The organism is Streptomyces sp. NPDC127084 (assembly GCF_042724175.1).
Taxonomy (GTDB): Bacteria; Actinomycetota; Actinomycetes; order Streptomycetales; family Streptomycetaceae; genus Streptomyces.
Genome location: NZ_JBHXFA010000097.1, coordinates 1 through 22,771 on the forward strand (window position 1 = coordinate 1; position 22,771 = coordinate 22,771).

General features: G+C 67.3%; 21 protein-coding genes and 4 pseudogenes. 5 read left to right on the top strand and 20 right to left on the bottom strand.

The window, feature by feature from the left end; all coding sequences use genetic code 11:
- Positions 1 to 365, bottom strand: a pseudogene (locus ACFWI9_RS21840) (VCBS repeat-containing protein); the annotation flags it as partial.
- Positions 366 to 857: 492 nt separating this feature from the next.
- Positions 858 to 1,617, bottom strand: a pseudogene (locus ACFWI9_RS21845) (ISAzo13 family transposase); the annotation flags it as partial.
- A 314-nt stretch (positions 1,618 to 1,931) separates the two neighbouring features.
- Here ACFWI9_RS21845 and ACFWI9_RS21850 point away from each other — a divergent pair.
- A complete protein-coding gene (locus ACFWI9_RS21850; protein WP_387164343.1) occupies positions 1,932 to 2,501 on the top strand; it encodes a hypothetical protein in 570 nt (189 codons plus the stop codon).
- Positions 2,502 to 2,995: 494 nt separating this feature from the next.
- Positions 2,996 to 7,012 carry a hypothetical protein gene (locus tag ACFWI9_RS21855; protein WP_387164345.1) on the top strand — a complete coding sequence of 1,339 codons (4,017 nt, stop codon included), beginning with the start codon at positions 2,996 to 2,998 and terminating at the stop codon, positions 7,010 to 7,012.
- Positions 7,013 to 7,242: 230 nt separating this feature from the next.
- Here the strand turns inward: ACFWI9_RS21855 and ACFWI9_RS21860 are convergent, their stop codons facing one another.
- The 11 genes from ACFWI9_RS21860 to ACFWI9_RS21910 all read right to left on the bottom strand — a co-directional run bounded on the left by ACFWI9_RS21860 (position 7,243) and on the right by ACFWI9_RS21910 (position 13,452).
- Complete coding sequence (locus ACFWI9_RS21860; RefSeq protein ID WP_387164347.1) at positions 7,243 to 7,383, bottom strand: hypothetical protein; 141 nt, start codon at positions 7,381 to 7,383, stop codon at positions 7,243 to 7,245.
- A 113-nt stretch (positions 7,384 to 7,496) separates the two neighbouring features.
- Positions 7,497 to 7,964, bottom strand: coding sequence for a hypothetical protein (locus ACFWI9_RS21865; RefSeq protein WP_387164349.1), 468 nt, complete (start codon positions 7,962 to 7,964; stop codon positions 7,497 to 7,499).
- A gap of 121 nt (positions 7,965 to 8,085) precedes the next feature.
- On the bottom strand, positions 8,086 to 8,331 hold the full coding sequence (locus ACFWI9_RS21870) for a hypothetical protein (protein ID WP_387164351.1): 246 nt from the start codon (positions 8,329 to 8,331) through the stop codon (positions 8,086 to 8,088).
- Positions 8,332 to 10,009: 1,678 nt separating this feature from the next.
- Complete coding sequence (locus ACFWI9_RS21875; protein ID WP_387164386.1) at positions 10,010 to 10,147, bottom strand: hypothetical protein; 138 nt, start codon at positions 10,145 to 10,147, stop codon at positions 10,010 to 10,012.
- Between the two features lie 11 nt (positions 10,148 to 10,158).
- Positions 10,159 to 10,554, bottom strand: coding sequence for a DUF6188 family protein (locus ACFWI9_RS21880; RefSeq protein ID WP_387164353.1), 396 nt, complete (start codon positions 10,552 to 10,554; stop codon positions 10,159 to 10,161).
- Positions 10,555 to 10,994: 440 nt separating this feature from the next.
- Positions 10,995 to 11,273 carry a hypothetical protein gene (locus ACFWI9_RS21885; RefSeq protein ID WP_387164354.1) on the bottom strand — a complete coding sequence of 93 codons (279 nt, stop codon included), beginning with the start codon at positions 11,271 to 11,273 and terminating at the stop codon, positions 10,995 to 10,997.
- On the bottom strand, positions 11,270 to 11,638 hold the full coding sequence (locus ACFWI9_RS21890; protein WP_387164356.1) for a hypothetical protein: 369 nt from the start codon (positions 11,636 to 11,638) through the stop codon (positions 11,270 to 11,272). The genes ACFWI9_RS21885 and ACFWI9_RS21890 overlap by 4 nt, the downstream gene beginning before the upstream one ends.
- A complete protein-coding gene (locus ACFWI9_RS21895; RefSeq protein ID WP_387164357.1) occupies positions 11,635 to 11,901 on the bottom strand; it encodes a hypothetical protein in 267 nt (88 codons plus the stop codon). Before ACFWI9_RS21895 ends, ACFWI9_RS21890 begins: the two co-directional genes overlap by 4 nt.
- Before the next feature lie 483 nt (positions 11,902 to 12,384).
- Positions 12,385 to 12,717 carry a hypothetical protein gene (locus ACFWI9_RS21900; protein ID WP_387164358.1) on the bottom strand — a complete coding sequence of 111 codons (333 nt, stop codon included), beginning with the start codon at positions 12,715 to 12,717 and terminating at the stop codon, positions 12,385 to 12,387.
- A 57-nt stretch (positions 12,718 to 12,774) separates the two neighbouring features.
- A complete protein-coding gene (locus ACFWI9_RS21905; RefSeq protein WP_387164360.1) occupies positions 12,775 to 12,960 on the bottom strand; it encodes a hypothetical protein in 186 nt (61 codons plus the stop codon).
- A gap of 42 nt (positions 12,961 to 13,002) precedes the next feature.
- Positions 13,003 to 13,452 carry a helix-turn-helix domain-containing protein gene (locus tag ACFWI9_RS21910; RefSeq protein ID WP_387164362.1) on the bottom strand — a complete coding sequence of 150 codons (450 nt, stop codon included), beginning with the start codon at positions 13,450 to 13,452 and terminating at the stop codon, positions 13,003 to 13,005.
- A 513-nt stretch (positions 13,453 to 13,965) separates the two neighbouring features.
- On the opposite strand from ACFWI9_RS21910, the pseudogene ACFWI9_RS21915 reads away from it, so the two are divergent.
- A pseudogene (locus tag ACFWI9_RS21915) lies at positions 13,966 to 14,088 on the top strand (methyltransferase); the annotation flags it as partial.
- A gap of 122 nt (positions 14,089 to 14,210) precedes the next feature.
- Here ACFWI9_RS21915 and ACFWI9_RS21920 read toward each other — a convergent pair.
- The 5 genes and pseudogenes from ACFWI9_RS21920 to ACFWI9_RS21940 form a co-directional block, all read right to left on the bottom strand.
- Positions 14,211 to 14,765 (bottom strand): NUDIX hydrolase, encoded by a 555-nt coding sequence (locus ACFWI9_RS21920; protein ID WP_387164363.1) that lies wholly within the window; start codon positions 14,763 to 14,765, stop codon positions 14,211 to 14,213.
- Positions 14,755 to 16,125, bottom strand: coding sequence for a hypothetical protein (locus ACFWI9_RS21925; RefSeq protein ID WP_387164365.1), 1,371 nt, complete (start codon positions 16,123 to 16,125; stop codon positions 14,755 to 14,757). Before ACFWI9_RS21925 ends, ACFWI9_RS21920 begins: the two co-directional genes overlap by 11 nt.
- 439 nt (positions 16,126 to 16,564) lie before the next feature.
- Positions 16,565 to 16,978: an NUDIX hydrolase gene (locus tag ACFWI9_RS21930; protein ID WP_387164366.1), complete on the bottom strand. Its 414-nt coding sequence runs from the start codon at positions 16,976 to 16,978 to the stop codon at positions 16,565 to 16,567.
- Positions 16,975 to 17,232: pseudogene (locus ACFWI9_RS21935) on the bottom strand (NUDIX hydrolase); the annotation flags it as partial. The gene ACFWI9_RS21930 and the pseudogene ACFWI9_RS21935, both read right to left, overlap by 4 nt.
- Before the next feature lie 94 nt (positions 17,233 to 17,326).
- Positions 17,327 to 17,890 carry a dihydrofolate reductase family protein gene (locus ACFWI9_RS21940; RefSeq protein WP_387164368.1) on the bottom strand — a complete coding sequence of 188 codons (564 nt, stop codon included), beginning with the start codon at positions 17,888 to 17,890 and terminating at the stop codon, positions 17,327 to 17,329.
- 353 nt (positions 17,891 to 18,243) lie between these two features.
- Here ACFWI9_RS21940 and ACFWI9_RS21945 point away from each other — a divergent pair, with 353 nt between their 5' ends.
- On the top strand, positions 18,244 to 18,873 hold the full coding sequence (locus ACFWI9_RS21945; protein ID WP_387164370.1) for a hypothetical protein: 630 nt from the start codon (positions 18,244 to 18,246) through the stop codon (positions 18,871 to 18,873).
- A 633-nt stretch (positions 18,874 to 19,506) separates the two neighbouring features.
- Here ACFWI9_RS21945 and ACFWI9_RS21950 read toward each other — a convergent pair.
- Positions 19,507 to 20,583, bottom strand: coding sequence for an NAD(+)/NADH kinase (locus tag ACFWI9_RS21950; protein WP_387164372.1), 1,077 nt, complete (start codon positions 20,581 to 20,583; stop codon positions 19,507 to 19,509).
- 64 nt (positions 20,584 to 20,647) lie between these two features.
- Here ACFWI9_RS21950 and ACFWI9_RS21955 point away from each other — a divergent pair, with 64 nt between their 5' ends.
- On the top strand, positions 20,648 to 21,547 hold the full coding sequence (locus ACFWI9_RS21955) for a polyphosphate kinase 2 family protein (protein WP_387164373.1): 900 nt from the start codon (positions 20,648 to 20,650) through the stop codon (positions 21,545 to 21,547).
- Positions 21,548 to 21,622: 75 nt separating this feature from the next.
- Here ACFWI9_RS21955 and ACFWI9_RS21960 read toward each other — a convergent pair whose 3' ends face one another.
- Positions 21,623 to 22,771 carry a sensor histidine kinase gene (locus ACFWI9_RS21960; RefSeq protein WP_387164384.1) on the bottom strand — a complete coding sequence of 383 codons (1,149 nt, stop codon included), beginning with the start codon at positions 22,769 to 22,771 and terminating at the stop codon, positions 21,623 to 21,625.

Genomic DNA, 22,771 nt, shown 5'->3' on the forward strand with positions numbered 1-22,771 from the left:
AGTGTCGGTGCCGGCAGCGCCTTGGGCCACGTCATCGTAAGGGTGCGCCCGTCCTTGACTCCGGAGAGCAGCGGTCCGCTGCCGCCGCCGGAGAAGGACACGGCCACAGCGGAGGCCTTGGGCACCACACGCCCATCGCTCCCCGTGGTGAGCGTGGGATCGGTGGGGATCCAGGCGCCGTCTCGCAGTAGCCGCACCGGAGTGCCGTGCCTCTGCACGGACCAGGTTCCGTCAGGCCGTGCCCAGGTGTCGGACGACTCGGTACGCGCCGAGGTGAGTTCGTAGGGATTGCCCGTGGCCTTCGCCTGCTGGAGCGCGTAATCCTCTTCGCTGAGAGAACCGTCGGCGACAGTGTCCGATGTCATGGCGGCGGGGACCGCGGCGGTTGCGACGGACGGCGCAAGAGGGAGCCCTGACGCAAGAGTCGCCCCCACCAAGCAGACGGAAACTGAGCGTATCAGTCGCCATCTTGTCCAAGCGTCTGTGCGGGATCTCATCTGTAGCACGTATACCTCTCAACGTCTGTATTCGAGCGAACTCTATACATCCGTCCGGATGCCACCCTGCCCCTCACCTGCACCTTTATCGGGATCTAGCCAAAAAAGCCGGAATTATTCAGACCATCTGTCAGATGACCTACGGCGCACGTCGCGGACCAACCGGAATGCGCAATTCACGAAGCCGTTCCAAACTGTCCCAAAGTACACTGAGCTGACGTTTGCGCAGGTCCTGGAGGTTACTGCGAGAACGAAGCAAGCCTGGCGTCGTTCGCGTTCCCGCCTGTCCCGAGTTGGACTTGGCTTCAGGTGGCCTGCGCGAGGACGCTATTCGTGGGATTGCCAAGGGCTCGTAAAGAATCAAGGTGTGGGTTTCGCCTGTGGTGTGAGGGTGGCGCCGTGTGCGGTGGCGTAGACGAGGAGGCCGACGAGGGTGGTCAGGTGTGCCGTCGCGGTTTCGGGGGTGTGCCCGTGCTGGTCCATCAGCTGCCTGATTTCGCCGGTGGCCTGGCGGATGGTGTCTTTGCTGACGGTGAACAGGCGGGCGAGCGCGGCGGGCGACAGGCCAAGGCGCTGGTGCAGCACGGTGGCCAGGACGCGGTCGGCCAGGTCCAGTTTGGCTTTGCGGCCGCCGCCCGGGGCTCGGCGTCGGGTGCCGCCGTCGCGGCGGGCGGTACGGTCCGGGGCATGCAGCGCATGCCAGGGTGTGGCCAAGGCCGCGGTCAGCCTGGTCAGTTCGGTGTCGGTCATGCCGGTTAGCGCGGGATGCGACAGGGCCTCACGGCTGAGACTGCTGGCCGGTCCGCCGGGATCCGCGGGTTGGGTGGGCTGGGGGTGCACGGTGGTGTAGTTCCATTCGCCGTGGAAGGCGTGGCCGGTCAGCTGTACCGCGTTCAGCTCGGCGTCGCTGATCTTCACCCCGGTGGGGGTAGCGGCCGGGGTCCAGTTCGGCGTAGACGGTGAGCCCGGTGCGTGTGGTGGTCGCGGCGATGGACTGCACGATGACCTCGTAGCTGGTCATCGGGTGGCCGCGCCAATTCATCGTGATCGCGGAGAACAGTCGGTGCTCTATCCGGTTCCATTTCGATGTGCCCGGAGGCATGTGACAAAGAGGTACGCCCGGGCTGTTCCCAGACCTGCTCGCGGTCCGCACGGCGCTCCCTCGCCTTCAAGTCTCAGAAGCGGATGCCGGGCACCCTTCTACCTACCCGTCCGTGTCCACACCACGCGAGGATCTTCGCACCTGACTGGCTGAAACATGGAGGTTGTGTCACGGCAGTCACCGTGTCACAGAGCACGTGAGCTGGCGAAACAGGCAGAGAGTTGCTCAGCCTCCTCATGTTTCAGCCATGCGGCAACCCTGCTACCGCAGGATACGGCGCCCACTCCTAAGATCCTTCAGACATCTTGATGAGTGCCGTGTCTGGGGGATGCATGGGAGCCGCAGAGCAGTGGGTCACGATCGCCGCGGTCTTGCTGGGTGCACTCACCACACACCTCACGACCTATGCCATGGAACGGCAGCGCAAGAAGCACGAGTTGGTCACTCGCTGGGACAGCAAGAAGCTCGAAGCGTACGAGGGATACGTGGACAGCGTCCGAGCCTGCATCTTCTTGGCGGTCCACCTCTACGAGTGCCGGGAGGGCATGCGCGAGCGGGACAAGCCCGATAGCGAGATGCTTGCGGAGATATCTGAGGCCGGCCGCGTCCGTGGGCGAGCATTCGAGCGGATCATGCTGCTCGCCGGTGACGACGTGGTGGAGGCAGCTCATGAGTTGAACGCCGTCGCCCTCCAGGTCGATTGGCAAGCCACCGGGAAGGTCGCCGGCGCCTTGGAGGACTGGCGCGAGCGGAATCGCGCGACCTTCCGTGCGATCAACGACTTCCACGAGGCGGCCCGGGTGGACCTTGGCGTGGACGGTCGCGTTTCGGGTGAGAGGCATCCTGAGCGGGATCTCCTGCTGCCCTCTGCCCAGCGCGAGGGAAACAGCAACGGCTCCTGACTGTTCGACCACACCCGGGGAGTGAGCGGGGAGTGGATCATGGAAATCGCACTCCCGGGGAGTGGGCCGCGAGCCGCGTCACACGGAAGTACCCCTGAGGGCTCGTGCTCGATCGATGAGACTCGATCGACGAGGGAGGCCCCTTCAGGATGGAGAGGCCGCCCCCTCTTCTCTGCCCGGTCGGTGATCGCCCGCGTCGTTCGGCACCGGTCCCTCCCCTCGTGGGGACCGGTACCGAACGGTGGGTCCGACAGCGATCCACGCCGCTGCGATGAGGATCGAGGTAGGGCCGGCTCCGTGGTTGACGCGTTGGCTCTGCGTCTCTGAACGGATGGCTGATTCACACCGCGCGGCTGATTCGCTTACGAATGCCGATCCTGCCATCTTCGACTGACACCAAGGCGGTTTAAGCGCCCGTCAAACGGCTTCGCCGCAGGTCAGCCGTATAGAGTGGGTTTTCCGGTCCGGACGCCCAATGCGATTGGAAGTGAGGGGTGGGGGCCTTGAGTTCCGACTCAGGGATACGCACAGTCTTCGCGGAGCGTCTCGCACTGCTGTACAAGGAAGCCGGCAACCCTCCACTCAAACGCGTGTCCGAGTCGGTCGTCCGCCTCCAGCGTGTCGATGAGCGAGGGCGCCCTGTACGGGTGTCCGCTCAGCGGATCAGCGACTGGCGACGAGCCAAGAACGTACCGGCGCAGTTCGCCGCCCTCGCGGCAGTACTGCACATCCTCATCCCCGAAGCACGCCGCTCCCGGCCCACACCGGTGTCCAAGGCGCTGTACGACCTGGACGAGTGGCACCTTCTCTGGGAACGCGCGGTAGCCGACCCGGTCGGTGACCGCGTCGCGGCATCCGCCGCGGAAGACGAGGTCCCCCCGGTCGACGCGCCGACCGTCCCCGCAGTGGTGTGTCCGTACCGGGGCCTCGCTGCGTACCGCCCGCAGGACGCCAATTGGTTCTTCGGTCGGGAGCGAAGCACGGATGCCCTCGTCACCCAGCTCCGCGCGGCGGAGAAGACGGGCGGCTTGGTCATGCTCGTGGGCGCCTCGGGGGCGGGAAAGTCCTCCTTGCTGAACGCCGGTCTGGTACCTGCGTTGAAGGACGATGCCGGGGAAGAGCCAGAGAGCCGGGCACGGACAGTGCTTCAACTCGTGCCGGGATCCGACCCTCTCGCTGAGCTGATTCACCACATCCCCGAACTCGCGAGCATCGTCGCTGGCATGGCCCCCACGGCGATGGAAGCCGGGGATTCCCAAATCGGGCGCCGGGTGAGAGAAGCAGTCGCCAGCTGGGCACGACGCAAGTCGCCCGCACCCGCCGCACGTCCGGTCGTCATCGTGGATCAGTTCGAGGAAACGTTCACGCTCTGCTTGAGTGAGACAAGCAGGCGCAGGTTCATCCAGATCCTCCACGCCGCGTGCACGTCGCCCGACCCGGGTGAGCCTGCCCCCGCGCTTGTCGTCCTCGGTATACGCGCAGACTTCTACGAACTTTGCCTCGGGTATCCCGAACTGGCCGACGCGCTGCAACACCGCCATATGGTGCTCGGTCCGTTGTCGGCTGCGGAGCTGCGCGAAGCGGTGACCAGACCGGCCAAGGCCGTGGGCCTGGAGCTCGAAACGGGACTCGCGGAACTGATCGTCCGAGAAGTGAGCACCGGCGGCCCCCGCGGGGCCCACGATGCCGGGGTGCTGCCGCTCCTCTCCCACGCCATGCTCGCCACTTGGCAGCGACGCAAGGCGGGGCGGCTGACACTGGCCGGCTATCGCGCGGCAGGCGGTATCCAGGGAGCAGTGGCGGCGACAGCCGAGCAGGCGTGGTCCAGCCTGGATCCGGCGTCGCGCGAGGCCGCGAGGCTCCTCCTGCTCAGACTCGTCCGGCTGGGCGAGGACACGCAGGCCACCCGTCGGCGAGGGACGCGGCGCCAGCTGGCCGAAGAGGCCTCAGACTCCCAGAAGACGGAACAGTCACTCGAAGCACTGGTACGAGCCCGATTGGTGACACTCGACGCCGAGACTGTGGAGATCACCCATGAGGCATTGCTCCACGCCTGGCCACGCCTTCGCGACTGGATCGACGACGGCAGGAACGACCACCTGCTTCGCCAGCGCCTGGAAGAAGACGGCAGAGCCTGGCAGGAGTCTGACCGTGACCCGTCCCTGCTGTATCGGGGCTCCCGTCTGGAGCAGGCCCGCTGCTGGGCGGATTCCGCCGACGACACCTTCCTGACCCGCAGCGCGGTGGAGTTTCTGACCGCCTCCGTCCGGCTGCGCAAGCGCATGGTCTGGATCGGCCGCAGCGCGGTGGCAGCTCTCGTCGTTCTGGCGATCCTGGCTGCCAGTTCAGCGGTCGTCGCCTGGCAGCAGCGGAACGACGCCGTATTCGAGCAGGTGCTCGCCGAAGCGGACCGCGTTCAGAACACGGACCCGTCCCTGGCCGCTCAACTCAACCTGGTCGCACATCGATTGCGCCCGGATGACGAAGGCGCCCGCAACCGGCTGCTCTCCATAGTGAACGCGCCGCTTGCCTCACCGCTCCTCGGCCACACCGGCGCCGTCTATCTCACCTCGTTCAGCCCGAACGGACGGCTCCTGGCCACCGCCAGCTACGACCGGACCGTTCGACTGTGGGATGTGGCGGATCCGAGCCACCCGATGCCGTTGGGCAAACCACTCACCGGCCACACGAGTTGGGTGAGCAGCGCCATCTTCAGCCCGGACGGCCGCACTCTCGCGAGTGCCGGAGACGATGGCACGATCCGGCTGTGGAATGTGCGGGACCCGGGCCGCCCACGGCAGATCGGTGCGCCCCTGACCGGCCATGACAGCACCATCTACCTTCTCGCCTTCAGTCCGGACGGACGCACTCTGGCCTCCGCCAGTGAAGATCACACCGTTCGTCTGTGGGACATGACCGACCCTCGCCGACCGCAGGCGCTCAGCGCTCTGAGCGGGCATTCCGACGCGGTACGTTCCCTGGCCTTCAGCCCCGACGGGCGGACCCTCGCCACCGGTGGCGATGACAACACGATCAGGCTGTGGGACATATCCGACCGGCATCAACCAGCCGCGAAAGAAGCCGTGCTGAGAGGTCATACGGACACGGTGCACTCCGTGGCCTTCAGCCCCGACGGCCGGACTCTCGCCAGCGGCAGCTCGGACAACAGCATCCGGCTCTGGAACACGGCCGGGCCACGGCAGGCATCACCGCTCAGCGCACCGCTCACCGGGCACACCGGCCCTGTGTGGTCCGTTGCCTTCAGCCCCGACGGCGCCATGCTCGCCGCTGCCAGCGCGGACAGCACGGCGAGCCTCTGGAACGTCAGCGATCCCGCGTATCCGTCACAGGTAGGCGAACCTCTCGCAGGGAGCAGCGGCGAGATCTACGCACTGGGCTTCAGCCCGGACGGGAAGACCCTGGCCACGGGGAGCGGGGACAACAAGGTCCGTTTGTGGTCGATACCCACGTCGGACATGATCGGCCGCATCGGAGCGTTCCGCCCCGATGGCGGGGTACTCGCCACGGCCGCACGCGACGGACGAGTCCGGCTGTGGAACGTGGAGGCCCCGAAGCAGCCCGTCCTGCTCAGCAAACCATTCATGCCGGGGCAGGGCGATGCCCGTTCACTGGTGTTCTCACCCAGGGGCTACACACTGGCGGTGCTGACAGGACGCCGCGCTGTGCAACTGTGGAACGTATCCGACCCGACCCGACCTCGGCCCCACGGACAGCCAGTCGCACTGCGCACGCGGTTCGCGGGCCCTGGCACGATAGCGTTCAGCCCGGATGGGCGCACGCTGGCAACCCCCCATGACGACCGGACCATACAGCTGTGGAACGTCAGCGATCCGTCCCGCCTCGTTCCGCTCGGTGCACCGCTCGCCGGCCACAAGGGCTACGTCAACTCCATCGCCTTCAGCCCGGACGGCCGGACTCTCGCCAGCGGAAGTGCGGACGACACCATCCTGCTCTGGAACGTGTCCGACCCGCGTCAGACGACCCGACTCGGCGCGCCACTCACGGGGCACCTCGGCCCCATCAACACGCTCGCCTACAGCGCTGACGGCCACACGCTGGCCAGCGGCAGCGACGACAACACGGTTCAGCTCTGGAACATCGCAGACCCACGCAAGGGATCCAGACTTGGTTCTCCTCTGACCGGCCACACCGGAGCCGTCGTGTCTCTGACGTTCAGCCGGAACGGCCGCACCCTTGCCAGCGGGGGCAACGACAACATGGTCCGGCTCTGGAACATCACCGTTCCTTCCAAGGCCGCCCCCATCGGTCAATCGATGAGCCCCAATGCCAAAACGGGTAATTTCCTGTCGTTCAGCCCGGGGAGCCGCATGCTGGGAGTGTCGAGCGGTACCGATACGGTCCGGCTGTGGAACCTCAACATCGAAGACGCCGTTCGCCGCATCTGCTCGACCACACGAGGGGTGCTGACGGCGGATAGATGGGCCGAGTATCTGCCCCGTCTCTCGTACGAGCCTCCGTGCGACCAGTAGTCGAGCAGAGGCTCGGCTGACCTCATTCCCTAGAGGTCGCGGCATGCAGGCAGTCCGAGATGCGTGACACGAGGAACAAATGGCTTGCTTTCACAGGGCACTTGGTTCCCACTGAGCAAAAGCCTTGTTAATGTGGGAAGTGCCCGATCGCTGGTGCATCCCCCGTCGCCAGCGGTCGGGCACTTCCGTGGGGACCGCCGTGGGACGGCACGGCCCTTTTCAGCGGCGAACTACCGGAAATTCTTCAGCAGCTCGTCGAGGCTCCCGACCGCTGATCGCGGATGCATCGCCGCTCTCTCATCGAGCGATGCCTGCCACTGTTCGGTCAAGCCGTCGAGCAGACCCATGGCCGCGCCGTCGTCATCGCGCACAAGGACGTCTTGGCCCAAAAACCACCAGGTCTCCTCGCCGACGGGATACGCGGGGACGGCAGTCGGACGCAGTTCGTCTCCAACGACTCCGCTCCAGAGACGTGATCAGCAAGTCACCCGTTCAGGAGCTTGGACCTGTAGGAATCGAGGATCCTCGGCCATGCGGAGCCAGCCCGCAGGTCGTCGTCCAGCATGAGCACCGTGGGCTGACCCTGCGCCGCGACGCCGTAGAGCATCCGTGCGACGGAATCCATAAGTAGGTGGTCGTAGTGGAATGAGCCTTCGAATCCCAGCCAGGCAACCCTGGCTCCCCGCGCGCAGACCTGTTCAAGGCATGCTTCGAGGTAAGGCCCGAGCTCGGCGGGCAGCGCGCTGAAGGACAGATCGTACTCGACCACCTTGAGGCCAGTCAGGACGTGTTCGACATCTTCGAGGTGATACGTGGCGATTCGGTCTGGGGAGCACCCATCGATGTCAAAGGTGAGATCGAAGGGTTCAGCGGAAGGGGCTGCTGCAAACAAGCTGATGACAGCTTCTTCGTCGTCCCACCACAGGGCCTTGAGGAGACGGAGACGGCTCATTGGATCCCCCAGTTGGCGAGTTGGCTAGGGCTGGGGACCACGGCCGTAAGGATCTTGCCCGCGTACGGGCCCTCCAAGCGCGAACTGCCCATGAGGTTAAACGTCAAGTTCAAGCGAGTGCCTACCAACCCATGTTCTTGGCTACCTCGGCCTGGGCTGCGGCGATCTCTTCATCGGTGGACTCGATGATGTCCAGCTCCTCCAGGCGTGCCAGTAGGTCCGCGAGAGCCTGCTTCTGAGCCGGGTGCGTGATCGGTACGGTGTTCAGGTCGGTGCTCATCAGCCAGTCGAACAGCACGATCGCGTCAGCACGCCACAGGCGGAGATCGACGGTTGGTGTAGCTCCCCAGGGCAACCCAGTTTCCATGTGAGCATCTTGCCAGGTCAGAGCGCTGTGGCGCGTCACAGATCAACGTTCACGCGGCTGCCTGCCCAACCTTCGGCGTCGAGGCCGGAAGATAAAGAACAAGCTGAGCGAGCAGCGCGGTAAGAGTTTCTCTACTTCATCAAGGCGCGCTGCGCGCGCTGCCCGGCCACGTGGACCGGGCAGGTTTCCGAGCGAGATCATCGCCTGCCAGTACACGGCGCACGCGAACACGGATAGCCCTCCTGGTCTGCCCGCAGCGTGCCCGATCGACCCCCAACAGGCCAGCCACGCCACCAGGTCCACGAGACCGGATGAGGCAGGCCGCGGGCGAAGCAGCACACGTAGACACTGGGGCGTCTGTGTTCCCGGCCTCCTGAACTGCGGTAGCAGTTAAATCAAAGATCTGAGGTGCCGCGCAAGCGCGGCGGCGCCGGGCGGGCGCCGTCCGCACTTGCCCCTCCATGTCTTCGCCACCGGGGACGCACGTCCGTCACCCACCCGCGCCCACAAAGGGGCGAAAAACCAGGCCAGGGCTGGGGACGGACGGCTCCACGGCTTTAGCCACCTCCCTGGTTCGGGACCCGCGCCTAGCAAGACCAGGGGGCCAATCGGGCACAACAGCGGGCAGGCCAAGGGCTGCCCGATTTCGCGGGCCAGCGTAAGGCCCCCTGATCATGCCCGGCCCCGAACCAGGCAGGACACCGGCCAAAGCCGCTACGCCGACCGCGGAGGTTACGTGCACCGCAAATTCGGTGGCAGATCGCCCAGCCTCCCTTTTTTCTTCTGTGATCTCCATCACGGTGCAATTGGGGGCGTAGCTGGGTGAAAGGGTGGCTAAATATTTGGCCACTTACTAAATGATCAAGATAGTGGGCTGTGTGTCTGCGGGTGTGTGATATGGGATTTCAGTCGTGCAGCATTTTCCCAGGTCGGCGGGTGGTGCATGGCGCCCCGCGCCGTGGCTAATCTCTCTGGCAAGAGTCCTATACCGACGTCAAGTTCACGATGGTCCTTCTCAACACGCGGTTGGCACAGCTGACTTGAGATCCCTCATCATGGGCACACGGCAAAGCCCACCCTGCCGCACAGGCTTCCCGGCGAGGCGACAGAGTGGGCCACGAACCCCTTTGGAGGCTCAAGCATGAGTGTGACCCTTACCCCGTGGTGCCTGTCAAACCCCAGCTTGAAAGTGTGGGTAGTGACGGTGGTGGTAGTCGTCGTGATCACGTGGGGTGTAGCGGCTGAAGTGGTCAGCGCGTACGCGGATGTCCTCGCGTTGACGACAGTTCTCTTCGCGGGGCGTGTACAGCAGCGCAGTACCGCAACCTCAACGAATGCCTCTGTCCGATAGCGCCCCTCTGGGCCCATGAAGCGGCCGGTATGACCGTCGCTGACCGATCCGGCTAGAGCTACGGATCAGAACGTCGCCGTGCCCGATCCGTGCCCGACGAAGCGGGGAACCACGGTCAACAGCGGGTGCTGGAGCTGGCTCCCGGGCTTGCCTCCAACATCCGTTGTTCCTGGTCAGGGCTCAGAGTCGACCGTCGAAGCGCGGTGATTCCCAAGCTCAGAGCGCGAGTTCGATTCTCGTCACCCGCTCCACGCAGAAGCCCCAGGCCACAGGCCCGGGGCTTCCCTGTTGTCTAGCCCGCAGTAGGCGTCGCGCACCAGATCCGCATCAGAAGGCTCCTTCGGGCGCGGCCATGTGCACAGGGATGGTCATCACCTCCAGGTCGACGTCTTCGCGGCGGAGTTCGGCTTGCTCCTCGGGCCGCATCGGACCGTAGGCGCCGAGGAGGTCACCCGCCCCACCCATGCCGGCGTCAGTCAGCGCACCCAGTAGTCCTCGCCCCCAGGGCCGACCATGATCGGGTCGATTCCGTGTCCGGTCAGATGCCAGGACTCGAACTGTGGGTCTGGGCCGACCCAGAGACTGGCGCCGTCTTGGAAGTCGACGACCAACGCGCCACGGTCACGCACGTCGACTGAAGTGACCGACTGTCCGTAGAGCGCCAGGACGGGTGCGAGGCTCACACCTGTGCCTGGGTCCAGCTCGTGCCACTCGCCGGCAGCATCCCGGAACAGGAACGGCGTCTCCACTACCAGCTCGGCATCCAGCCGGTATCCCTCGTCCGGATCGAGGTCGCACAGGCTCAGCCGCACCTGCTGATCAAATGATGTGCGCTCCACCCGAGAGCCGATCAAGGCCACTGGAACCTTCACGCCGCCTCCCCACATCCACGGCAAGCCGACTACCTGACGACTCGACATCGTAGGCACATTCACGTTCACCAGCGACGTGCCCCCGACGCTGCCCAATCTGATAACAGCGGGCCGCCGCGACCGGCCACCGCGACGCCGCAAGTGCAGCTCGTAGGTTCAACTCGCCGGATTCAATCGGTGATTCCCAAGCTCAGAGCGCGAGTTCGATTCTCGTCACCCGCTCCATGAAAGAGCCCCAGACCGAAGGCTGGGGGGCTTTGTTGTTGTAAGACCGCATTAGGGCCCCGCGCCACCTGCCCCTCTCCCCGCTCTCCTCTCGTGCTGGGCACAACCACCTGGGGGCACCGCTGTCCTCGGTCTGGACGCCGCGTGGTGTGTCGTAGCCGGGCAGGAGGAGGCAATGCGTCGCAAGCCGAGCGCGGCGGAGGTGGTCTCCTGCGTCAGAGCAGGTGCGGCGGCGGCACGACCAGGACCACGGCCAGGAGACGCGGCCTCATCCGCGGGAGCGCCTGGGTCTCGAACCAGCCGCCGGAGGGGAGCATGTGACGGCGGGCAGTCCCGGGGGTGGGTTCGCCGAGATCGGCGGGGTCGATGCCAAGGCAGGCAAGTTCGACGATCTGGTCAGCGACGGCTTTCACCTCGTCGCGCACGGCTTTCGGGTAGCCGGCCTCGTCCTCGGTGTGGAATGCGTACTCCCACACCCAACGCTCGTCGGTCACCGGGCGGTCCCGCCGACGGTACGGATGCCTGCCTCGGCCGCGGCGGCGTTGCGGATGCGGCTGATCTCGGCGGCGATGTCGCGGGCCTCGCCGAGGTCGGTGACCTCGGCGGCCCGGGCCTCCAGGGCGTGAAGTCGGGCGGCGGTCTCCGGATGTCGGGCAATGGCCACTTCGACGGCCCATGCCTCAGTGAAGGTGCGGAGGGGCCCGGCGGACACCTCGGCACGCGCGCGGGCGGTGCTGGCCGCGCGGTCGCGGTCGAAGTCGTCGAGCAGGTGCGGGGCGACCCGGGCGAGGGCGGCGCGGATGGCCTCAGGCTGGACAGGCGGCTGGGGAACAGCGGACGGCTGGGGCGCGGTGCTCATGCGGCTTCGGTCCTCTCTTCCTCGTGCGGTTCGCCTGCCCGGTAGGCGTTGGCGAGAGTGGTGACGTGCTGGCGGGACCAGCCGACGCGGCGCCCGACCGCGGCCTTCTGCCCGTAGCGGTCGAGGGAGCCGATGCGACCCGCCGTGCGGTTGAGGCGCTCCTGCGCACACGCGAGGGCCCGCTCCGCCCGGCGGACGGCCTTGACGGCCTCATCCAGCTCGGACTTCTCGACCTCGGTCAAGGGATCACTCGCGGCTCGCACAGTTCGAGCATAAACCGTCGTGCTGGATTGACGCTATGTCCGGCGAGCACCGCCCCGTGCGACGAGGCGTCGCAGGCGGCGACCCGTGCCACAACGTGCCAGCAGAAGCGGTGAACAGCGGTCAATACGGGTCACGCATAGGCAGCTGAAATGGTGCCGCCAGCGGGCCTTTTCGCAGGTCAGGCGGCATAACCATGCCCAAGTGCCGGGTGATTCCCAAGCTCAGAGCGCGAGTTCGATTCTCGTCACCCGCTCCATAGAAAAAGCCCCAGGCCACAGGCCCGGGGCTTTTCTGTTGTCTAGACCGCATGAGGCGTCGCGCACTAGAAGGCTCCTCGCGGCCCGCTGACGGCCCTTCCGCGCCGCACGTGGTTGGCTTTCTGTGAGCTTCCGCGGCCGAGATGAGGCCGAGGGTGATATGACCGCGCTTCAACAACCTGCGATGCGCCATCCCCCTGAGGCCACCGCCCGCTGACGGCCGCGTCACCGCGCGCGATGCCCAAGGTGCCGCGTCAGAAGGTCCGCGAAGCGCGGCAAGCCAGCCTTCGCCAGGCGGGCGACGGCATCGCCGATGGTGACTGGCGGGTTGCGATTCTCTCCGGCGAGCCGGACCACCGTCTCCGCCACCTCATGTGGCAACTCGCCGTACAGCCCGCACAGGTACGAATCCGGGTCGATCACCCGCACTCCGTGCTCAGCCAAATCACTCGCAGGAAAGTCGGCAAGGTTCCACGTGACCAACGCATCCACCCCCGCAGCGACGGCTGCTGCCGCGTGGTGCCGATCATCAGGGTCATCGCCCGGCATTTCATCCACAAGGTGCCCGTAGGCAGCCGCCGGGATCTCGCAGTCGGCAAAGAACCGCCGAACGGCTTAGGCAACCGCGGCAGCGGACTCCGCCGAACGCTTTCCTTCCCGGACGATGACCCGCTCCCACTCCGCGAGCAGCCGATCGGACCACACAATCTCGTGGACGGAGTCCTCCGTGAGCGTCAGCATCACGTCCATGACCGAGAACGGAAACAACACGTTGGTGTCCACGAAAACCCGTGCTGCCACGCTTCGCCTCTTTCTCCTTGACGACTACCGGTGACACCCGCATCAATCGGGCAGGTCGGTGTCTGCCAAGGCATCGGCGATCTGACGCCGCCCCTCCCTGCGGCGCTCACGCCGCTGCTGGAAAGCCAGCACGTCCGCAAGGCGGACCACACGGTGATTACTACCGGGAAGATTCGTCGAGGGGATGTCTCCGGCGTCGAGCAGACGGGCGACGAACGGCCTGGACAGACCCAGAAGTTCAGCGGCCTCAGCAGGCGACACCTGGACCTCGGACGCCAGGACCGTAACCGCATGCCCGCGGGCCAGCTCACCGGCCGAGGCCAGAAGAACACGGACCAGCTCAATCGGCAGTGCCAGTTCGCCGCCGTCCGGGGTGCGCACCAAGAGCTCAACCGAGTCCGGAGCCATCCGAGCAGCAGCGGCGAGCGCAGGCTGGTGCGAGGGGTTAGGTTCGACCTTCTCAGCACGGGCAAGAACGCTGGAACGAGCCATGACCGCCTCCAATCACTGACCCCGACGAGAGACATCTGAAATAACTGTAACCAGAGACTCGGACGCGGGCAACCGCTGAGAAGGCGCGCCGCCGCCGTGGCGTACGGGAGCCATCCACCCCACCCACCAGCCGTTCGAGCCCGCTGGTGATCACGTCGGTCCAGGGCCAGTGACGGACGAGGCGGAAAATGCGGCAGCGGCCGGTCGTGATGAGCTGGGCGGCGGAGAGCAGCCGCAGGCGTTTGGGCTCCCACCGGCGGGCGGGCCCGGTCTTTCAACGTCCGGGCTGCGAACAGGACGCACCAGGATGCGGCTCCTATGCGAGACGGTACGCACCCTGCCCGACCGTTGATTGCTGAGAGTTGCGCGACTCCGTTGACTGCGAACTGGGGATCCGTCGCACCCAGGCGGTGTCGTTGGGCTGGGTCTTCTACTGGGGTGCCGTCGTTCTTCGGTCCAACGGTCAGGTCCCTCGTCTTGGGGCAATGGACCCTTCCTAAGGGCTTCCCCTTGCTGATTGCGTCGGCCATGGAAGCGGCCCGCATGGCCGAGCCATACCCGGAATTGCTGGCTGCCAGTTCGCATCTACTTCCCGTGGGAACGGCTCCTGCTGACATCAACGGTGGCGAACGCTGACGGATAGGTGCAGCCGCCCTGTGGGCCCTTACCCTGTACGTCCTCGCTGGTCATGGGCACCGATCGCCAGACGCCACGCGAGGGCAACCACCGAGGGGGATGCGTCGGGCCGCCCACCCTGCCTAGCCACGGGCAGCGGTGGATACCCCGAGCGCGGCGAGCGTGAAGCCATCCCGCAGCTCTCCCGTACGGATCGCCTTCGCGATTTCGCGCGCAGACCACCAGCGCGCGGCGGCTATCTCACCGTCGCCGACCGAGCCGGGGCTCAGTGGGGCGTCACCCTGAACCGTGACCTCGACAACGGCAACCTCGTTCTCCAACATGCCGGAGTCGATGTCCAGGTACGCCACTACAGCCGCTGTGGAGCCCATCAGTCCCGTCTCCTCAGCCAGTTCGCGCAGCGCGTCCGACGCAGGATCGGTCTCGCCGAAACCTCGCGGCAGTTCCCAGGCCCACCTGCCAACGGTCGGTCGCCACTGGCGGACCATGAGAATGTCGTCACCTCGTCGGGCCAGCACCACAACTCCTGTACGGCCGCCGCCGACACGGATGCGGTGCCGGACAGTCTCGACGCCGGACGGCAAGAGGTAGGTATCGAGGTACACCTCGCACCACCGCCCGCCCTCGGCATCAGCGAAGGCCCTGTGGGTGTGCGTGCGTGGCGCCTCAGTGTCCATCAGGCCCTCCTTCGAGGACTCCAGGGAGCTCTATCACGTCGCACCGCCCTCGGAAGCCGGTCAGGCGGGGCAGCCCGGCGGATACGGCCGCGACGACGACCGGCACCAGCACTCCGCCTGCGCCAGCCGCGACCCCTGCGGCTGCCCCCTCCCCGAGCGGGCTGGTCGCCAGGCCTATCCCGCCACCCGCAACCATCTGAGCCGTGACCCCGCGTGTGGTCTGTACGAACCGCTGGAGACGGGTCACCGGCACCTCGTCCAAGCCACCGGGTGGTGGCTCCTTCGTACGCTCCCCGAGCAGGTCGCCCACCTCCTGCAGCGCGACGAGGTCGCGCCGCTGCCACCAACTGGTGAGAGCGTCTGCCGCGTCATCGGTGTAACGCTGCCATTGCTCCACGCTCATCTTGCCGAGCCGCAGCTCGAACCGGGTCGGATAGGCCACGACCGGTGTCTGCTCCCCCAGCGTCGCTGCCTCCCGGCGTCGGACGCCGCGTCGAGGCGAGGGCATCCCGAGCAGGCAGCCTTCGCTTGCCGCAATGGCTCGGTAATACGTCTCGTCGAAGGACTCGCGCAGCATCTGTTCGTCCGCTTGCGCCGTGGGGTCACCGGAGCGCAGCAGGGAGTCCAAGCTCTCGTAAAGGCGGCTACGGTTGGGCAGGCCGCTCACGTCGAGCTCCCCGCTGGTCCAGGCAGCGAGCACCGCCCGACCCGCGTGACTGGCCATGTCCTCCGGGCGCGGCGGGGGCCGCATCGCGTACGCGGTCGCATAGTCGGCCGGCACTAGGGGACTGACCTCCAGCAGGCCGTGCTCGGCGGCCTCCAGCCAGGCACGCCAACGGGTGACCGTGCGCCGCCGCAGCGGAGTGTCGAGGACACCCGTCGCCGCCAGCAGCCGGTCCGCCATGCCGACCGGGCCCTCCGCGGCGAGGGCTGCGACCGCAGCCTCGCTGTCCGCGCGGGCAGCCAGCTCCCGCTGGAGTCGCAGGCACTGTTCGTCGGGGATCGGGAGGGAGGAGAAGAGGAAACCGGTCGAGAGCATCGCGATCAGCTGCCCGGCCATGTCCGCGTTCCGGGAGTTCACCCGGATCGGCAGCACCGCACCACCGCCGATTGCCCGAATCGCCAACTCGTCGAGGAGTTTGTCGGGCCCGAGCGCGGCGAAGACGGCTCCATCAAGCAGTTGGGGATAGCTCAGGAACAGAGAGCCACCCTGGATGACTTCCCAGCGCAGCCGCCCAAGCAGCTCTGCCCGCCCGAGCGCGGTCAGCCGCTCTGCCGGGACAGTGCCCCCGGGCGCCTGGGCGCTGAGCCTGGCCCGCTGCCGTACACTGTCCCACCCCGTGCTGAGCACCGCAGTCATGTGCCAGCCCTTTCCTCGGCCCCCCGTACGTGGATCAGTTCAGCATGCGCCGGTGAGCTGGACAACAGGAATGCTCGCGCAAGGGCAGACACGGCCTGGGAAGCGGGAGGTTGCTGGTTCGATCCCGACCGCGCACCACCTGCGCACTACCCACGGCGGATACCCACGGTCAACAGCGGTCAACGAGCGAGGCACATCCTGGACAGAAGCCCTGCTCCTGCCCAGGTCACAGGCTCATCGGTTGATCCGGCTCAAGATTCCCAAGCTTAGAGCGCGAGTTCGATTCTCGTCACCCGCTCCACAGCAAAGCCCCAGGTCAAGGACCTGGGGCTTATTTGTTGTCTAGACCGCACTAGGGGCCTTGCATCACTTCCGCACCACCTACCCCCAACGCCGAAACGCGTTGGCCCCCAGAGGTGTTGCACGCCGACAGTCGCCGTCAGCGGTTCAACGCCGAGTCGAGGTGTTCCTGCACCGGCTCGAACAGCCCGTACGGGACGTACTGCGGGATGTCGGCGTGGGCAACCCACGCAAGCTCGGCGAGCTCGTCGGTGTCCGCCACGTGCGCGTCACCGCCGACCACCTCGCAGGCGGTGTAGTACATCAGGCGGTCGGTGGCTGGGTGAATCCGCTCGCCCAGCAGCTTCACTGCCTTCACGGTGAGCCCCGTCTCCTCCTGGGTTTCCCGTACTGCTGCATCCTCCTGGGCTTCGTTGGGCTCGACCTCGCCGGCCGGGAACTGCCACGAGAGCTGTCCCTCGCCGACTCGCCGTCGGACCATGAGAACGCGGCCCTCGTGCACCACGATGGCCGCGGCGATGCCCGGTCGCTCCTCAGGGTTCCGCTGCGTCACGTCTGCTCCTCCAGAACGGCCAAGACGGGTGGGAAGATCGTATCGACGGGGATGAACAGGGTGAGTGAGTATTTCGGAACCCACATGACGTCCGCGTTCTCGGCAGCGTCGGCATTGGCGGCCTCGCCCGCCAGGTACTCGCACAAGAAGTAGTCGCAAAGCACTCCGGTCACCGGGTGGAGGCGGCTCCCCAACTCTTGGCGTACTGCACAGTGGACTGCTGTCTCGTCCAGCGTCTCCCGCACCGTGGTGGTGCCGCCGCTCCATGCCGCGAGTCCGCCCGCCCCCGCAAATGGACGGACGGAAGCCGTAGCTCTGGAGGTCTCCCCTTATCGGCGGACGGGCCGGCTAACGCGCCACGCGGTAGCGGAGGTAGACGAATCGTGAGTTGAAGGTGCGGGTCTCGACGAGTTCGAGATCCACCCGGCGCTCGCGTCGGGGAAAGAACGGGACGCCGCCGCCGACCAGCACCGGATAGACCACGGTCCGGTACTCGTCGATCAGACCCAACGCGGCCGCCTCGGCGGCGAGGGTCGCGCCGCCGATCGCGATCTCGCTCTCCCCGGGCTCGGCTCGCAACCGCTCGATCTCTTCTGCCAGGCCGCCGGAGGCCAGACGGGCATGGCCCTGCACCGCCGGCAGCGTGGTGGAGAACACCACCTTCGGCAGCGGCTTCCAGAGCGCGGCCCACTCAAGCATGGAGGCGTCGAGCGATGGATCCTGGTCGGCGGTCTCCCAGTACAGCATCGTCTCGTACAGCCGCCGTCCCAGCAGATGGACACCAACCTGTCGAATCTCGTCGATCCAGAAGCGAAAGACCTCCTCGTCGGGCGCCGTCCAATCGAAGCTGCCGTCCGGCCCGACGATGTAGCCGTCAAGTGAGACGCTCATCGAATAGGTCACGCTGCGCATCGGAAGTCCTCCAAAGGTGCTCGAGGGTGAATTCGGGCAGGGCGTAGGGGCCGGCGGCAATGCACGTCGAGAATTCGAACCGGTGGTGCTTCACACCGTGGGGAGGTCCGGCCCCGCAGCGGATGAAAACATCATGGCCGGTCCTCCGCAGAGCTTCGACGATGCCTTTGTTCGTTTCGTGTGTGGTGGGTGCGGCGACAGGCTGACCATCCCGTTGTCCCGAGGAGCAGTACCTGTTCCCGCTCGGAGGCATGCAGACAGCGGTACGCCCCGGATCATGTCCGGGGCGCACCGCTGGAGGGTTTCCGGGCCCGTGCGGCATGGCGTCAGGTCCCGCGGGTGCGATGTGGCGGATGCTGATGCTCTCTGGCTTCCACACCCGGCAGGTGATTGCCGTGAACGAACCGAATCCGCGAGAAGCGGGGATTCCGGCATCCACCAGTGCCGTCGCCCGTAACACCGCCGCCGGTCAGCCCGGGGTGATCGGTATCGCGCTCGCCGCCGTGCTGGCGGCGGCGCTCGCGCAGGGGTCGTGGCAGTGGTTCGCCACCTATATCGGGGTGACGCTGCTCGCGGTGGTCTTCGCGTTCTTCCGCCTGCCGCCGTGGTCGCCCGGCATCCGGTCGGCGTACGCACGCAATCTGACCGCGTATTCGCTGGTCGTCGGGCTCTGTGTGGCGATCGCGCTGGCCCCGATGCTCCAGCGCTGGGCCTGGCTGTTCCCGATGCCGGGTACCCGTAGCGGCTGCACCGAGATGGGCCGGTACGAGGCCATCCGGGCGGGTGCCGCGCTGGCGGACCTGGCGGGGCGGGACGGTGTCGCACTGGCGTATGTGCAGAAGGCCAAGAGCCATGAGGCCGTCGCCGAGTGCCTCTCGGCCACCACCACCCAGTGGCTGCCCGTGTACGCGGTCGCGGTGGCCGTTCTGGTGGGCGCCGGCACCTGGTTGCGCGACCGGGGCCGGGACATGGACCAGCAGTGACTCTGCGGACAGGTCAGGCCCCGTGAGCCCGGACTCGTTCGCTTGCCGCCATGGCACGACCTGCGTCCCGGGCGGGTAGTACGGGACGACGACACTCCCGTACTACGCGAGAGCGTCCACACGACCGGCACCGGCCGACTGAGTACTGAGTAACGTGTGGGCGCTGACGCGGAATTCAGGCATGACCAGAGGGGTGACGGGTGAGACCGGCTGAAGTCCCTTTGTGCCGGGGGCAGTCCGCTCCCCGGAGGCAGGGCGGTCGCCCGCTCAGGGAGGCCGCGTACGAGCAGCGCCCACTCGGCGGCCTGCTGCGGGCCCTGACCGAGACGGGCGTGGATCTCACGGCCCAGGGTTTCCCATTCCTGCGGATCGGCCGGCAGCGGCGTACGCCTGCCGCCCCTGGCCCGCCTCGCCGGCACGCCCGTCGACAGCAGCAGTTGCTTGCCCATCTCCCCTGCCGCGCCGTTCCCCACAGCCGTGAGGAACGCGGTCAGCGCGCTCACGCCACGATCTCCAGCACGTCGGCCTCTCCCCCGGTGCCTATCGCCGGTGCCTTGGCCCTGTCCCTGGTGCTTTGGGCCCTGCCGCCTTGGTCCTGGCCGGGCTGTGTCCGCAACGCGGCGTCAACTCCCCTCAACGCAGCGGATACGCGTCCTTCCGCACCGGTGGCAGGCTCAGATGGGCCAGGTCGGGTGGCGCCGGGGTGGACAGCGGCCAGAGCGGGGCCGCGTCGCCGTCGGCGGTCGCGGCGGGGGCGTCGGTCAGACGCATGCGGTCGCGCAGGCGACCGTAGAAGTCGGTGGGACCGAGGCGCACGGCCCGCAGCGGACGTGGCGCCGCGTAGACGCCGATCCATTCGCCGGGGTGGAGGATGCCGCGCACCTGGCCGTCGATGCTGACCACGGCGAGCCCCGAGCGTTCGAGCAGGCGCAGCGCGATGGGTTCGTCGGGGGCGGCGATGACGGACCTGTTGAAGGTCATATGGGGGGCGACCGGAGTGAAGACCAGCGCTTCGGCGCGGGGCGAGAGGACCGGGCCGCCGGCGGCGAAGCTGTACGCGGTCGAGCCGGTGGGGGTGGCGACCATGAGCGCGTCCGCGGAGTACGAGGCCAGCAGCCGGCCCGCGACATAGACCCCGGCCGACACCTGGTGATCCCTGGCCAGTTTCTCCAGTACGACGTCGTTGAGCGCGGTCGCCTCCAGGGCGATGCCCCAGCCGCCGCCGACCGCGCAGTCCGGGCGGGCGCAGGTCGGGGGCAGCAGCGGGCCGCGGCCGTAGCGGAGCAGGAACTCCATGCCCTCGGGTAGTTCCAGGGAGCAGGAGGCGCGCATCGCGAGCATCATGCGGGGCTCGGCGGTGACGCGTTCCTCGTGGACCGCGTCCAGTGCCATGCACACGTCTTCGACGGGGACCTCGGTGAGGAAGCCCACCCGCCCGAGATCGACGCCGAGTACGAGGGCGTCGTTCTCGGCGGCCAGCCGGGCACCGCGCAGGAAGGTGCCGTCGCCGCCCAGGGTGACGATGAGGTCGGGGTTCCCCGCCGCTTCGAGCTCTTCGCGCGGGCTGTGGCGCGGTTCGCCGTCGTGCCAGACGTCGATGTCCGTGCAGCGGATGCCGTGGCCGTGGCACCAGTCGCGGACCACGCGGGCGGCGGCGACTGCTTCGGCCCGCCCGCCGTGGACGACGAGTCCGACTCGTACCACTGCCATGTCTGCCTCCCTGGGCGTCGGCACACAGGTTCAGCTCACACCGGACCGCTCCTGATCGCCAGCCGTGCCCGAGAATGAAGTGGTGGACATCGCCGAGTTCATCAGGCCGCTGCGGGTGGAGCCGGGATCGCGGGTGGACCTCGCGAAGGACTTCGACCCCCGCTACAAGGCGCACCTGGGCAAGCGGGAGGGCGAGGAGCTGCTGCGCACCGGTGTGGAACTGCTCGCCGAGTACCAGACACGGCTGGCCGCCCAGGGCACCCACGGTGTGCTGCTGTGCCTCCAGGCCCTCGACGCCGGCGGCAAGGACGGCACGATCCGGCATGTCATGAGCGGGGTGAACCCGCAGGGCGTCCGGGTGAGCAGCTTCAAGGTGCCATCGTCCGAAGAGCTCGGCCATGACTTCCTTTGGCGATACGCGTGCAGACTGCCGTCACGCGGCGAGATCGCGATCTTCAACCGGTCGCACTACGAGGAGGTCCTCGTCGTACGCGTGCACCCGGAGCATCTCGACCGGCAGCGGCTGCCGCGGGAGGCCCGCGGCCCCGAGCTCTGGGAGCGGCGCTACCGCGCGATCAACGACTGGGAGCGGTATCTCACCGACAACGGGTTCCGGGTGGTGAAGGTCTTCCTGAACCTCTCCAAGGAGGAGCAGCGCCGACGGTTCATCCAGCGGATCGAGGTACCCGAGAAGAACTGGAAGTTCTCGGCGGCTGACGTACGGGAGCGGCGGCACTGGGACGAGTACCAGCGGGCGTTCTCCGAGATGCTCTCGGAGACCAGTACGCGGGCGGCTCCCTGGTACGTCGTGCCGGCGGACCGGAAGTGGTTCGCCCGGATCTGCACCTCCGCGGTGCTGGTGCACACCCTGATGGAGCTCGACCCCCGGTTCCCTGTGGTGAGTGAGGAGGCGCGCCGGGAGTTGCTCGCCGCCAGGCACGAGCTGGAGCAGGAGGGCCTGTGATCCAGGGCCCTGCTCGGATGCAGGGCTCTGAGTGGGGCAGGGCCGTGAGCAGGGGCTGAGGTAGTAAGGCGCCGGTCAGGTCGCGCTGCCAGCGGCCGGGAGTTCGAGGTGCAGTTCGTAGCCGCCGTCCGCAGTGGGACCCGATGTGACCGTGCCGCCGAGCAGCGCGGCGCGCTGGCGCAGGCCGACGAGGCCGTAGTGCGCGCTGGGCAGGGGGAGGGCGGGACGGGTCGGTGCGGAGTTGGTGACCGTGACACGTACCGCGCCCTCCTCATGACGGATACGCACCGTCGCCGTCGCGCCCGGCGCGTGTTTGCGCACGTTGGTCAGTGCCTCCTGGACGGTGCGGTAGATCGCGCGCTGCACGGGCGCGGGGAGGCCGTCGGGCAGTTCCGTGCACATCTCCACGTCGATGCCGCTGCTGTCGACCAGTCGGCGCAGGTCGGCCACGGACGGCTGCGGGGTGAGCTCGGTGGGGCGGCCCCCGGAGGCGCGCAGCACGCTGACCATGTGCCGCAGCTCGTCCAGCGTCTGCACGCTCAGGCGCCGGATGGTGGCGGCGGCGTCCCGTACCTCGGTGTCGCGGGTGCCCACCTGGAGCGCCCCGGCCCTTACGGCGATCAGGCTCACCTGGTGGGAGACCACGTCGTGCATCTCCCGGGCGAGCTGTGCGCGCTCCTGGGACAGCATGCTCTGGGCGGTCAGCAGGCGTTCATGGTCACGTGCCTCGGAGATCTCGGCGAGGCGCAGCGACAGATCGCGCCGGGTCTGGACGAGCTGGCCGAGGAAGACGGGCGCGGCGGCGGTGGCCGCCGAGTAGCCGAGTGAGACGAAGCCCTGGGTGCTGGAGAGGTCGATGGAGGCGGACGGCCACTTGATGCTGTCGCAGACGGTGAAGGCCAGCGCGCAGACGCCCAGCAGCACGCGGTGGCGGGTGAGCGAGGCCAGCGTGTACAGCGCGACCAGTGCGGCGAAGATGGCGTCGGAGACCATGACAGCGGGCAGCGTGACGACGAACGTGAGCAGCGGCAGTCGATGGCGCAGCAGCAGCGCCACGGCAGCGACCAGCGCGAAGGCCAGCAGCACGGGGTCATGGGTGCCGACCTGGATCCAGGCGTCGAAGATGGAGAACGCGACGAGGGCGGCGTTGACCGCCGGGGTGGGCAGCCGCCGGGGCAGGGTGCTGTGCTCGGCCACCGTGTGGTCGACCACGGCGCCGTGCAT

Coding starts and splice junctions, on each gene's coding strand:
- ACFWI9_RS21850 (WP_387164343.1), top strand. CDS start 1,932: ATGGGAGCCGCAGAGCAGTGGGTCACGATCGCCGCGGTCTTGCTGGGT.
- ACFWI9_RS21940 (WP_387164368.1), bottom strand. CDS start 17,890: ATGCGCAGCGTGACCTATTCGATGAGCGTCTCACTTGACGGCTACATC.
- ACFWI9_RS21890 (WP_387164356.1), bottom strand. CDS start 11,638: ATGAGCACCGCGCCCCAGCCGTCCGCTGTTCCCCAGCCGCCTGTCCAG.
- ACFWI9_RS21865 (WP_387164349.1), bottom strand. CDS start 7,964: ATGAGCCGTCTCCGTCTCCTCAAGGCCCTGTGGTGGGACGACGAAGAA.
- ACFWI9_RS21875 (WP_387164386.1), bottom strand. CDS start 10,147: ATGGGTGGGGCGGGTGACCTCCTCGGCGCCTACGGTCCGATGCGGCCC.
- ACFWI9_RS21925 (WP_387164365.1), bottom strand. CDS start 16,125: ATGACTGCGGTGCTCAGCACGGGGTGGGACAGTGTACGGCAGCGGGCC.
- ACFWI9_RS21870 (WP_387164351.1), bottom strand. CDS start 8,331: ATGGAAACTGGGTTGCCCTGGGGAGCTACACCAACCGTCGATCTCCGC.
- ACFWI9_RS21960 (WP_387164384.1), bottom strand. CDS start 22,771: ATGCACGGCGCCGTGGTCGACCACACGGTGGCCGAGCACAGCACCCTG.
- ACFWI9_RS21945 (WP_387164370.1), top strand. CDS start 18,244: ATGCTGATGCTCTCTGGCTTCCACACCCGGCAGGTGATTGCCGTGAAC.
- ACFWI9_RS21950 (WP_387164372.1), bottom strand. CDS start 20,583: ATGGCAGTGGTACGAGTCGGACTCGTCGTCCACGGCGGGCGGGCCGAA.
- ACFWI9_RS21920 (WP_387164363.1), bottom strand. CDS start 14,765: ATGGACACTGAGGCGCCACGCACGCACACCCACAGGGCCTTCGCTGAT.
- ACFWI9_RS21910 (WP_387164362.1), bottom strand. CDS start 13,452: ATGGCTCGTTCCAGCGTTCTTGCCCGTGCTGAGAAGGTCGAACCTAAC.